At 72.4% G+C, this 10,384-nt stretch carries 10 protein-coding genes and 1 tRNA gene; 4 read left to right on the top strand and 7 right to left on the bottom strand.

Translation table 11 applies throughout. The features are described 5' to 3' along the window. Window positions 1-80 precede the first annotated feature (80 nt). Window positions 81-154, bottom strand: a tRNA-Gly gene (locus tag RIN80_RS24235). 524 nt (window positions 155-678) lie between these two features. On the opposite strand from RIN80_RS24235, the gene dcd reads away from it, so the two are divergent. Both dcd and RIN80_RS24225 read left to right on the top strand, forming a co-directional pair. Beyond that, window positions 679-1,254 (top strand): dCTP deaminase, encoded by a 576-nt coding sequence (gene dcd / locus RIN80_RS24230; protein WP_309097764.1) that lies wholly within the window; start codon window positions 679-681, stop codon window positions 1,252-1,254. Window positions 1,255-1,295: 41 nt separating this feature from the next. After that, on the top strand, window positions 1,296-1,793 hold the full coding sequence (locus RIN80_RS24225; protein ID WP_309097765.1) for a phosphoribosyltransferase: 498 nt from the start codon (window positions 1,296-1,298) through the stop codon (window positions 1,791-1,793). Window positions 1,794-1,862: 69 nt separating this feature from the next. Here the strand turns inward: RIN80_RS24225 and RIN80_RS24220 are convergent, their stop codons facing one another. From RIN80_RS24220 to RIN80_RS24205, 4 genes are all read right to left on the bottom strand, one after another. Then, window positions 1,863-2,873, bottom strand: coding sequence for a Yip1 family protein (locus tag RIN80_RS24220; RefSeq protein ID WP_309097763.1), 1,011 nt, complete (start codon window positions 2,871-2,873; stop codon window positions 1,863-1,865). A 3-nt stretch (window positions 2,874-2,876) separates the two neighbouring features. Next, on the bottom strand, window positions 2,877-3,089 hold the full coding sequence (locus RIN80_RS24215; RefSeq protein ID WP_309097762.1) for an FG-GAP repeat protein: 213 nt from the start codon (window positions 3,087-3,089) through the stop codon (window positions 2,877-2,879). Window positions 3,090-3,229: 140 nt separating this feature from the next. Beyond that, the gene (locus RIN80_RS24210; RefSeq protein ID WP_309097761.1) at window positions 3,230-4,648 is read right to left on the bottom strand and encodes an FG-GAP-like repeat-containing protein; all 1,419 of its coding nucleotides are present in this window, start codon (window positions 4,646-4,648) and stop codon (window positions 3,230-3,232) included. Between the two features lie 35 nt (window positions 4,649-4,683). Further along, complete coding sequence (locus tag RIN80_RS24205; RefSeq protein ID WP_309097760.1) at window positions 4,684-6,090, bottom strand: FG-GAP-like repeat-containing protein; 1,407 nt, start codon at window positions 6,088-6,090, stop codon at window positions 4,684-4,686. Between the two features lie 515 nt (window positions 6,091-6,605). Here RIN80_RS24205 and RIN80_RS24200 point away from each other — a divergent pair. Then, window positions 6,606-7,955 carry a hypothetical protein gene (locus RIN80_RS24200; protein ID WP_309097759.1) on the top strand — a complete coding sequence of 450 codons (1,350 nt, stop codon included), beginning with the start codon at window positions 6,606-6,608 and terminating at the stop codon, window positions 7,953-7,955. A 17-nt stretch (window positions 7,956-7,972) separates the two neighbouring features. On the opposite strand, the gene RIN80_RS24195 is transcribed toward RIN80_RS24200, so the two are convergent. Then, a complete protein-coding gene (locus tag RIN80_RS24195; protein WP_309097758.1) occupies window positions 7,973-8,308 on the bottom strand; it encodes a DUF6233 domain-containing protein in 336 nt (111 codons plus the stop codon). Window positions 8,309-8,489: 181 nt separating this feature from the next. On the opposite strand from RIN80_RS24195, the gene RIN80_RS24190 reads away from it, so the two are divergent. Continuing rightward, the gene (locus RIN80_RS24190) at window positions 8,490-9,140 is read left to right on the top strand and encodes a DUF1707 domain-containing protein (protein ID WP_309097757.1); all 651 of its coding nucleotides are present in this window, start codon (window positions 8,490-8,492) and stop codon (window positions 9,138-9,140) included. 213 nt (window positions 9,141-9,353) lie between these two features. On the opposite strand, the gene RIN80_RS24185 is transcribed toward RIN80_RS24190, so the two are convergent. Continuing rightward, window positions 9,354-10,384: (Fe-S)-binding protein (locus RIN80_RS24185; RefSeq protein ID WP_309097756.1), on the bottom strand; the 1,031-nt coding region annotated here is incomplete at its 5' end.

The raw sequence follows: 10,384 nt of genomic DNA, 5'->3' as shown, positions 1-10,384 counted from the left end.
CTCCGGCTCACACCTGGCACGCGGCCAGTGATCACCCCGGACAGCAAAACGGCCCAGGTCTCCGACCTGGGCCTTCTTCGTGGAGCGGGTGACGAGAATCGAACTCGCGCTCTCAGCTTGGGAAGCTGATGTTCTACCATTAAACTACACCCGCGTAAGACGCCGACCGGAGTCGGTGTCCGAATGCTCGCCCACTCTACAACATGCCAGGCCCCCGGTGTCCGCGCCGTGGGGCCTGATGGTCTTTCAGGGATGAGATGCGGCTGCGGGGGAACGGAGTTGGGGCGTACCGTGTGGGCGTCGAGGAGGGGCCGGGCGGGATCGGAGTGCCGCCTGGAGGGCCGTCCCTTTGATCCCGTACTGTGGCTTTTGTCGTCAGGCGAGCAGCAGCCGGACGCGGCTCTTGGGGAAGGGACTCTTGGACTTGATGGAGCGCACCGTCGTCCGTTGTGCCGATGGGCACGTGTTCACCACCGCTTCGTTCCCGATGCAGCAGGCCGAGCGGCTCGGCCCCGGGCGCCTGCTTCGGTGTCCGCGATGTGCGCGGCTCCGGAGCGTGGTTCCCGTCAGCCTTCAGAAGCAGTAGCGGGCACAGCGGGCAGCAGCACTCAGCAGCAGCGCAGGCGCGCGGTGGTGTCCGGTTGCGGACGCTCCGCGCGCCTTGCGTATCCTCGGGGCGTGCTTCTCTCAGACAAGGACATCCGGGCCGAGATCGACGCCGGACGGGTACGCATCGATCCGTATGACGACGCGATGGTGCAGCCGTCGAGCATCGACGTGCGTCTCGACCGCTACTTCCGGGTGTTCGAGAATCACCGGTACCCCCACATCGACCCCGCCATCGAGCAGGCCGACCTGACCCGGCTCGTGGAGCCGGAGGGGGACGAGCCGTTCATCCTGCACCCCGGGGAGTTCGTCCTCGCCAGCACGTACGAGGTCATCACGCTGCCCGACGACCTCGCCTCCCGGCTGGAGGGCAAGAGCTCGCTGGGGCGGCTGGGGCTGGTGACGCACTCCACGGCCGGGTTCATCGACCCCGGCTTCAGCGGGCACGTGACTCTTGAGCTGTCGAACCTCGCCACCCTGCCCATCAAACTCTGGCCGGGGATGAAGATCGGGCAGCTGTGCATGTTCCGGCTCAGCTCGCCCGCCGACTTCCCGTACGGCAGCGAGCGGTACGGATCGCGGTACCAGGGCCAGCGGGGGCCGACCGCCTCCCGGTCCTTCCTCAACTTCCATCGGACCCAGGTGTGAGCGGCGCGGACAGGGGCGGCACGGACATGGGCGGCACGGACATGAGCGGTGTGCGGGAGAACCTGACCTACGAGCGGTTCGGCGTCGCCGTGCGCGAGCTCGCGCAGACGATCGCCGACGACGGTTACGAGCCCGACATCGTGCTCAGCATCGCCCGCGGCGGCGTCTTCGTGGCCGGCGGCCTCGCCTACGCCCTGGACTGCAAGAACATCCACCTGGTGAACGTGGAGTTCTACACCGGTGTGGGGACCACCCTCGAGATGCCCGTCATGCTCGCGCCCGTCCCCAACGTGATCGACTTCTCCGAGAAGAAGGTGCTGATCACCGACGACGTCGCCGACACCGGCAAGACGCTCAAGCTGGTGCGCGACTTCTGCCTCGACACCGTCGCGGAGGTGCGCAGCGCTGTCGTCTACGAGAAGTCGCACTCGCTCGTGAAGTGCGAGTACGTGTGGAAGCGGACCGACGAGTGGATCAACTTCCCGTGGAGTGTCGAACCGCCCGTGGTGCGGCGGGCCGGGCAGGTCCTCGACGCCTGAGCAGTACGAGTACGGCCTACGCGGAAGGGGCTCCCCGAGGGGAGCCCCTTCCGCGCGTGCGGCCCGGTCTCAGACCGTGCCCAGCTTCACGATCGACAGCAGCGCGATCAGCTGGATCGCCGACGCGCCCAGCGCCTTCGGCCAGGGCAGGTCGTGGGAGCGGCCGACCATCAGGGTCAGCAGCACGCCGCCCGCGACCCAGGTCGCCCAGCCCAGCAGCTGCACGAACATCGCGTCGCCGCCGGCGAACATCGCGAAGACCAGGCGGGGCGCGTCCGTGAGGGACATGATCAGCATGGACAGGCCGACCGTGGGCTGCCAGGCGCCGTCACCGCCGAGCTGGCGGGCCAGGGTGTGGGTGACCACGCCCAGGACGAACGCGCTCAGCACCATCGCGACGGCCGTCGTCAGGACGATCGGCACCGCGTTGGACAGTGTGGCGTTTATCGCATCCGCGCGGGCGCCGTCGAAGCCGAAGACGGCGAGCAGTCCGTAGAGGAACGTGACGATCAGGGCCGGGCCCCACATCGTGTAGTCCCGCATCTGGAGGAACGTCTGGTTCGGGGCGAGGACGATCCCCCTCAGCAGGGCCTTCCAGTGCAGGCGCGGGCCGACCGGGCCGGGCGGCGGGGCGGCCGAGCCGGCGCGGTAGGTGTCGCCCTGGGTGTAGGGGTCCTCGCCCACCGAGAAGGCCTGGGTGTGGCCCGGGTTGTTCGCCGCGTACGGGTCGTGCGGGCCCTGGGGGCCGGGCGGGTACGCGCCGTCGCCGAAGTACTCCGGCTCGCCCTGGCCGCCGTAACCGCCGCCGGGGCCGGCGTTCGACTGCGGCCAGGTGGGGCCGCCGCCGTTGCCGTACGGCTGCTGCTGCGGGTACGGCTGCGGCGCCGGCGGGTAGCCGTAGGACGGCCCCTGCGGCGTCTGCTGCCCGTACGGAGGGTTTTGCGGTCGCGTCTGAGGAGCGCCGTTGTTCCGGCCGCGTCCGATCCTGAATCCAGCCACGTCTTCGAACGTACCTGGTCCCGGACGGTGGCGTGCCGGGCCCGGGCATCCGGGCCCGGCTTTGCGGCCGAGCTGTGACATCCCTTAAGGGGCAGGGTCCTTGGGCGTCCGTGAGTCGTCAGGGTTCGGCCGTACGGGCTCCGCCGGGACCTCGCCGGGGCGGCTGGAGCCGTAGGTGACGACGACGGCGCCCGCGTCGGCCTTGCCGGCGACCGGGGTGGAGGGCGCGGCGGTGGCCAGGTCGCGGTAGCCGTCGCCGTTGAAGGCGTCGGCGTGCCTGGCCGGGGCGGCCGACACCGGGGCCGCGAGGGTGAGCGGGGTGGGACCGGCGGTGAGCAGGGCGGCGGCGAGAGCGGCCGCGGTCTGCCTGCGCAGGGAGGAACCTCCCGGTGAGGGTGCGGGGACGGCCCGCGAGGACGTCGTGCGAGGGTCGGTGATCAGGAGGCGAGGGCGGTGCCGTAGCCCGGTGTGCCCGCTGTGGAGACGCCTGTGGTGCCCGGGCCGAAGCTCGTCGCGCCGGACGTCGTCAGGCCGGTGGCCGTGGCGCGCAGGGACCAGAGGGCGCCGTCGCCCGCGTTCTCGCCCGGCGCGGAGACCGCCAGGTCGGCGCGGCGGTCGCCGGTGGTGTCGGTGAGGGTGACGCGCTCGCCGAACCGGTCGCCGTTCTCCGAACCGCCGGGCACGCCCGCCGTGTTCTGGGTGTACGACACCGCGCCCTTGGTGGTCAGGCCGGCCGCCGAGCCGTAGAGCACGGTCACCGCGCCGGCGGCGGAGTTCTCGCCCGGGGTGCCGATCGCCAGGTCCGCGTACCCGTCGCCGTTGACGTCGCCGAGCGCGACGCCGCTGCCGAAGCGGTCGCCCTTCTCGGCGGCGCCGGGCACCCCGGCGGTGTCCTGGGTGAGGACGAGCGGGGCGCGGCCCAAGCCGATGCCCGCGGGGCCGCCGTAGACGACGGAGACCCTGCCGCCGAGGGCGCCTGCGGGGTCGGCGGAGGCCTCCCGGTCGTTGCCGACGGCGATGTCGGCGTGGCCGTCGCCGTCGATGTCCCCGACGGCGGAGACGAACCCGCCGGGCAGGTCCTGCAGCCAGTCGGTGTAGTTGCCGATCGTCATGTCGGCCAGGGCGGTGGTGGCGGCGCCGTTGTGCGCGGCGCGGCCGTGCAGGACGGCGCGGGGGTGGCCGTCGCCGGTGACGTCGCCGGAGGAGAGGTGGGTGACGCCGGTGGTGGCCGACCACCAGTCGTTGCGGGAGCCCGAGGCGCCGTTCGGTGAACTCGTCCTGGTGACCGGGCCGCTGACGAGGGTGAGGGTGACCGGGCCGGTGGAGCCGACCGCCACGTCGGGATCGCCGTCGTTGTCGAAGTCGCCGGCGGCGAGGGTCTGGCCGTAGCGGTCGTAGTCCCGGTCGAAGGGGCTGGAGAGGGAACGGGCGCCGCTCAGGCCGGTCGCCGAGCCCCACACCAGGGTGACGCTGCCGTTGTCGGTGTCGTACGCGTCCTCGCCGGGCACGCCGATCAGCAGGTCGGCGTAGCCGTCCCTGTCGAGGTCGGCGGAGGCCAGGGCGGAGCCGAAGGCGTCGTCGGCCTCGGCGGCACCGGGCAGGCCGGCCGTGTCCTGGGTGAGGAGCGTGCGCGTGGAGGTCTTCGGGCCGCTGGTGCTGCCGTAGACGACGGAGACCGCGCCCGCCTTCGCCTTGCCGGAGACGGTGGCGCCGGGCGCGCCGATCGCGAGGTCGGTGCGGCCGTCGCCGTCGAAGTCCCAGGGGGCGGCGGCGGTGGCGGCGTGGGCGGGCACGGTCAGGGTGAGCGGGGTCAGGGCGGCCGCCGCGAGCAGGACGGCGGTGATACGGGTCCGCATGGGGGTGGGTGCCTCGCTGAGGAGTCGTCGACGGGTCACTGGGCGATGGCCCAGGCGAAGGCGGCGCCGCCCTTGAGGGAGACGTCCCGGGCCGACACGAACAGGGAACCGGAGGCGGTCAGGCCGGAGGCGGAGCCGCGCAGGACGGTGACCGCGCCGTAGCCGTTCTCGTAGCCGGCGCCGGTGACCAGGTCGGCCTTGCCGTTCTTGTCCAGGTCGACCAGGCGCACGGTCATGCCGAAGGCGTCCATGGTCTCGTTGCTGCCGGGGACGCCCGCGGTGTCCTGCGACCAGGACTTGGCGCCGGTGCCGGTGAGGCCCTTGGCCGAGCCGAACAGCAGGGTGACCGAGCCGGCGTCCTCCACCGAGCCGATGTCCTCGGACCAGGCGCCGACCGCGATGTCGGCGTAGCCGTCGCCGTTGACGTCCCCGGCGCCGAGCGCCGAGCCGAACAGGTCGCCGGTCTCGCCGGCGCCGGGCACGCCCGTGGTGTCCTGGTGGATCACGGTCGGCTTCTGCGCCGGGTCGGGGCCGGCCGGGCCGCCGTACCAGACGGTGATCTGGCCGCCCTTGTGGCCGCCGGGCTTCTCGGGCCGGGGGTCCTGGTAGTCGCCGAGGACGAGGTCGCCGTAGCCGTCGCCGTTGACGTCGGCGATGGTGCCCTGCTCGCCGTCGGCGTTCGGCAGGTCGGTGGCGGCGTACCTGGTGCCGGTCCAGCCGTGGTAGCCGATCTCGCCGCCCGGGTCACCGGTGACCAGGAACGGGTAGACGCGCTCGGCGTCCCCGTCCCGGTTCAGGTCGCCCGCGAACACCTCGTACGTGGAGCCGAACGTGCCGAGGCTGGTGTGGCTCGCGGGGCCGCTCGTGCGGGTGAACGGGCCCTTGTAGAGGCGGGTGCGGGACTGGCCGGTGATCGTCACGTCGGTCGCGCCGTCCCCGTCGAAGTCGCCGGTGGCGACGCCCGAGGAGAAACCGCCCCACTCGGTGAGGTCGGACGGCTGGGGCAGGCCCCTGCCACCGGACAGGCCGGACTTGCCGCCCCAGACGACGGTCGCCGAGCCTACGCCGTCCCGATCGCCGATGTCCTCGTACTGGGCGCCGACGACCAGGTCGGAGTAGCCGTCGCGGTCGAGGTCGCCGGCGGCGAGGCTGTAGCCGAAGCGGTCGTCTTCCTCGGCGGCGCCCGGGACACCGGCGGAGTCCTGCGTGATGACGGTCCTGCGGGCCGCGGACACGCCGGACGACGAGCCGTACAGCACGACGACGGCGCCGGCGCCGTGCACCGAGCCGACGTCGGCGGCGAACGCGCCGATGGCGACGTCGCGGTAGCCGTCGCCGTTGAAGTCGCCGGACAGGCCGGAGGGTGCGGCGGTGGCGGCGGGGGCGGTGGAGAGCAGGCCGGTGGTGAGGGCGACGGCCAGGACGAGGGTGCGCTTGCGCAAGACGGACTCCGGGTCGGGGGTGGGGCGGGAGGGCTCAGACGGCGGCGGGGGTGCCGCGGCCGGCCCGGGGCGTGGGTGCGCGGTCCCGGTGCGGTGCGCTGCTGCGTGGTGTGGCGTGCGGGGCGCTGCGCGGTCTGCCGTGCGGTCGGGGCGGCAGGTTCATACGGGGTCTCCGGCGGCGTGCGGGGTGCCTGGCGGGCATCCACGGTCGATGGGGTGCCGGGGTCGTCCCCGTTCGCCGGGAGTTGTGCGGGCGATCATGGGCGGTCGGCGATCAGGAGACCTGTGTGAGGACGTAAGGGTTGTACGTGAGTTCGGTTGGTTTCGGGGCGGGTTCCGGGGGTGTGGGGCAGCCGGGGGGCACGGCCGGGGTTCCCGGGGGCCTCGGGGCCCGGCGGTCCGGTGCGCGGCGGGGGGAAACCCGCAGGACCGTTGTCACAACCCTGCGGTAGAAAGGGCGTTCGGCCGTTCCCGAGCTGGCGGGACGGCTTTCGACACGTTCCTGTGGGGGGATCTTGTTCAGAACCCGGGCGGCCTGGGCCGCCATCGGTACGGCCGCCGCGCTCCTGCTGACCGGTGTGCCGGCGGCGTACGCGGCGGAGGGGGCGGGGACCGCGGAGGGGCAGGCACCGGACGTCCGCTGGGCGGACAGCGTCTCGGACGACCTCGGCACCCTGGAGGTCAGCATCCGCTCCGACAGCGCCATCACGGGCATCACGGCCCACATCGTCTCCCCGGCCACCGGGCGGGAGGTCGCGGTCGTGGGGACCGACGCGTTCACCCTGGCCTCCGGTACGGCGGACGACGGCGTGTGGAACACGAAGCAGCCGCTCGACCTGCCTTCCCTCGGCAGCTACGACGTCCGCGTCGAGGCCACGGACGCCGACGGCGACCACACCGTCGACAACGCGGCGGGCTCGCTCGCCTATTACGTCGTGGCCGTCTTCGAGAACATGCGCACCGACCGCACGGAGGTCGACACCGACCACCGCGAGGTGCGGGTCGACGGTGACCTGAAGGGACGCTGGCCCGGGACCCGCGAGCTGAAGCCGCTGGCCGACCACCGGGTGGACCTCGACGTGGACCACTGGACGGAGGACACCGTCCGCACCGACGCGGAGGGGCACTTCTCCGGCACGGTCACCGTGAACGAGGCGGACCCGGTCCAGGCCGTGTACCGGCATGACGGCGCGCACCCCCACGTCCTCTACGGCGAGTCCTCGCCGATCCCGATCGGCGTCCGGCAGGTGGCCACGCGCTGGACGATCGAGGCCCCGGCGGCGGCCCGGACGGTCGACTTCGGCCAGGAGGTCACGATCACGGCGACCCTGGAGCGCGAGACGCCCGAGGGCTGGGTGCCGTTCGAGGGGCAGAGCGGCGGGGTGCTGTTCGAGCCGTCGTCCGGCGGGCAGTTCGCCAGTGTCGGCTACTTCACCACCGGGGCGGACGGCCGGATCAGCTTCACGCACACCCCGTGGGAGACCGGCACCTTCCGGGTGTCGTCCCGCAGCGACGACCCGTTCATCGCCCCGGCCTCCGGGAACAGCGCGGAGATCAGGGTCCTGCGCGCCTCGGTCTTCACGTCGTTCTCGGCCGGCCGTGCGGAGGGGGGCGGGGTGCACGTCGAGGGCGCGATGGACTTCCCCGACGGCTGGACGCCGGGCACCGTTCCGGTGCACATCGAGTACTCCCGGGACGGCAAGCGCTGGAAGGACCTGCTGACGACGGAGGCCGTCTGGTCCGGTGAGGGACACGCCTTCTCGGCGGACCTGCCGGACGCGGGGCGCGGCTCCTACCGGGCGCGCTTCGAGGAGACGGAATCGTTCCGCGGTGTCACGTCCCAGGTGGTCCGGGTGGGGCGCTGAGGCAGGCGGCACAGGCCCTAGCCGTCCATGAAGCCCAGGGCCGTGTCCGGCCGGCACTGCGGGCAGGCCTTGACGCCCTCGGCGAGGGCACGCCGGGCGTGATCACGCTCGACGCCCCGGCTGCGCTGCCCGGCGTTCCAGCAGCCGCCGACGTGCACGTACACGGCCTCCTGCCCGGACAGCCCGCGCTCGATCAGCCAGTCGGGCGCGGGCGGCCGGGCCACCAGTCCGCGCCGCCGCTCCGCCTGGCGGCGCTCCTCGTCCGCGATCCACCGGCGGGTGCGCGCCAGGTCGCGCTCCTGCACGCGCTCCAGAAAACGGAGCAGCGCGAGCCGCGACTCTGGATCGTTCATACGTTCGATTCTAGATTCCCGGCCGGACGGCGGGGTGGCGAGCCCCCTCCGCGCTGTCCTGCCGTCGAACGGAACCGCGCCGGTGCGGTTGTTGCCCCGACCGGGCCTCGGCATGATGGGGGCCGCCGGCCGCGTCGCGCGTCGACGGTCGCCCCGATCAGGACGGAAGCAGGACGGAAGCATGCCGGGAGAGATCTCGCCCACCGGGAAGCAGCACGGCCCCGGCTCCACGCCCGAGCTGCGCGCCTCCCACGCCGACCGGGACCGGGTGGTGGACGTGCTGCGCATCGCGGCGGGGGACGGGCTGCTGACCGCGGACGAGCTGGACGAGCGCCTGGAGACGGCCCTGTCGGCGCGGACCCTGAAGGAACTCGCGTCCCTCACGGCCGATCTCCCACCCACCCTGGCGGCGGCCGGGGCGGAGGCCAGGGACGTCGTCCGGATCGAGCAGGTCCACAGCGGCCCGGTCGTGCGCGCGGGGCGCTGGGTGGTGCCGCGGAGGCTGGAGCTCGCGGTGACGTACTGCAAGGTGACGCTCGACTTCACCGAAGCGGTGCTCCTGCACGACACGCTGCGGATCGACGTGGCGATGACGGGGAAGACGCTGACCCTGGTCACGAGGCCGGGCGTCGTGGTCGACACCGACGGCTTGCAACTGGTGCACAGCAGGATCAAGCACCGGCCGTCTCCGGCGGGCTCCGATACGCCGGTCACGCTGCGCGTGGAGCTGGTCGGCCACAAGGAACACGGCCGCGTGGTGATCGGCCCCGCCCGCCGGACCCTCGGCCGGCGGCTGCGGGGCGGGCCGGGTTCTGCTTCCGGGAGGGCTTGAACCGCGCCTGTGAACCGCTGGAGCCGGACGACTGCATCATGCTGCGGTCGCCGGGAGCAGGGGGCGGAGGACCGGCGAGGCGTGGTCCGGCCCGCTGTCGCGTCGCCGGACCGACAGCCGCTCCGCGCCGTGGTGGCCGCACCACGCCGAAGCCCCCCGCCCGAGTCATCGGGCGGGGGGCTTCGAGACCGACGAAGCAGGCGTCCTGGACGGCTACTTCACCGGCTCCGGCTCCGGGGCGTTCCGCGAGTCCGCCGTGCCCGCCGGCGGCTCGTCGTCGCCGTCGGTGTCCTCGGTCTCCGCCGGGACCGGCGTCTTCACCGAGTCCAGCAGGAGCTGGGCGACGTCCACGACCGTGATGGACTCCTTCGCCTTGCCCTCGTTCTTCTTGCCGTTCACGGAGTCCGTGAGCATGACCAGGCAGAACGGGCAGGCCGTCGAGACGATGTCGGGGTTGACCGACAGGGCCTCGTCCACGCGCTCGTTGTTGATGCGCTTGCCGATGCGCTCTTCCATCCACATCCGCGCGCCGCCCGCGCCGCAGCAGAAGCCCCGCTCCTTGTGGCGGTGCATCTCCTCGTTGCGGACGCCGGGGACGGCGGCGATGATCTCGCGCGGCGGCGTGTAGATCTTGTTGTGGCGGCCCAGGTAGCACGGGTCGTGGTACGTGATGATGCCCTCGACCGGTGTGACCGGGATGAGCTTGCCCTCGTCGACGAGGTGCTGCAGCAGCTGCGTGTGGTGGATGACCTCGTAGTCGCCGCCGAGCTGCGGGTACTCGTTGCCGAGCGTGTTGAGGCAGTGCGGGCAGGTGGCGACGATCTTCTTCGCGGACTTCGGCTTCGCCGACTCGGGCGTCACCTTGCCCTCGTCGTCCATCTCCTCGCCGAACGCCATGTTCAGCGCCATGACGTTCTCCATGCCGAGCTCCTGGAACAGGGGCTCGTTGCCCAGGCGGCGGGCGGAGTCACCGGTGCACTTCTCGTCGCCGCCCATGATCGCGAACTTCACGCCCGCGATGTGGAGGAGTTCCGCGAAGGCCTTCGTGGTCTTCTTCGCGCGGTCCTCCAGGGCGCCGGCGCAGCCGACCCAGTACAGGTACTCGACCTCGGACAGGTCCTCGATGTCCTTGCCGACGACCGGGACCTCGAAGTCGACCTCCTTGAGCCACTCCAGGCGCTGCTTCTTCGCCAGGCCCCAGGGGTTGCCCTTCTTCTCCAGGTTCTTGAGCATCGTGCCCGCCT

Source organism: Streptomyces sp., from assembly GCF_031181705.1.
Classification (GTDB): Bacteria; Actinomycetota; Actinomycetes; order Streptomycetales; family Streptomycetaceae; genus Streptomyces.
The sequence above is the reverse complement of the archived record's forward strand: the minus strand, read 5'-3'. Positions and strand labels throughout refer to the sequence as shown.

Excerpts from the sequence above, each read along its gene's own strand:
- RIN80_RS24210 (WP_309097761.1), bottom strand. The coding sequence starts at position 4,648 with ATGCGGACCCGTATCACCGCCGTCCTGCTCGCGGCGGCCGCCCTGACC.
- RIN80_RS24225 (WP_309097765.1), top strand. The coding sequence starts at position 1,296 with ATGAGCGGTGTGCGGGAGAACCTGACCTACGAGCGGTTCGGCGTCGCC.
- RIN80_RS24190 (WP_309097757.1), top strand. The coding sequence starts at position 8,490 with ATGCCGGGAGAGATCTCGCCCACCGGGAAGCAGCACGGCCCCGGCTCC.
- RIN80_RS24220 (WP_309097763.1), bottom strand. The coding sequence starts at position 2,873 with ATGTCACAGCTCGGCCGCAAAGCCGGGCCCGGATGCCCGGGCCCGGCA.
- RIN80_RS24195 (WP_309097758.1), bottom strand. The coding sequence starts at position 8,308 with ATGAACGATCCAGAGTCGCGGCTCGCGCTGCTCCGTTTTCTGGAGCGC.